1 protein-coding gene is annotated in these 800 nt (G+C 57.5%); it reads left to right on the top strand.

Annotation, left to right across the window (positions count from 1 at the left end; all coding sequences use genetic code 11):
• A partial coding sequence (locus tag AC1DRJ_RS30560) for an alpha/beta hydrolase (protein WP_477805397.1) occupies positions 1-753 on the top strand: 753 nt, incomplete at its 5' end.
• Positions 754-800 lie beyond the last annotated feature (47 nt).

The raw sequence follows: 800 nt of genomic DNA, 5'->3' as shown, positions 1-800 counted from the left end.
GCCGAGCAGGGATTTGTCACGCTGTCACTGGACTTGTCGTTCTGGGGTGAAAGCGAAGGTACGCCTCGCCAAGCAGTCTCGCCTGATATTTACGCTGAGGACTTTAGTGCCGCCGTGGACTATCTCGGCACTCGCACGATTGTCGATCCAGAGCGAATCGGCGTCATCGGTATCTGCGGCAGTGGTAGCTTCGCCATCAGCGCCGCCAAGATCGATCCACGTCTGAAAGCCATCGCCACGGTCAGCATGTATGACATGGGAGCGGCCAACCGTAACGGTCTCAAGCACTCAGTCACGTTGGAACAACGCCAGCAAATCATTCGCGATGCGGCGCAGCAGCGTAACGCGGAATTCCGGGGTGGCGAAGTTCGCTATACCAGCGGCTCACCACTAAAGCTGACCGGCAACGCTGTGGGTGACGAGTTCTATGATTTCTACCGCACTCCGCGCGGTCAGGTCACCCCCGCTGGCGCATCGCCGCAAACCACAACCATGCCGACGCTGACCAGCAATGTGAAGTTCATGAACTTCTACCCGTTCAACGACATCGAGACCATCTCCCCGCGCCCACTGCTTTTCATTACGGGCGCCACGGCGCACTCAAGGGAGTTCAGCGAGGACGCCTACAAACGGGCGGCCGAACCAAAAGAGTTGCTGATCGTTCCAGATGCCGGGCATGTGGATCTTTACGATCGGGTCAATTTGATTCCCTTCTCCAAGTTGACCACGTTCTTCAACAGTCATCTGAAGTAATCGGATCGGCGACCCACACGGGAACCATTCCTCTCTCGCGGCTTCGC

This window comes from Pseudomonas sp. P5_B2 (assembly GCF_056400445.1).
The sequence above is the reverse complement of the archived record's forward strand: the minus strand, read 5'-3'. Positions and strand labels throughout refer to the sequence as shown.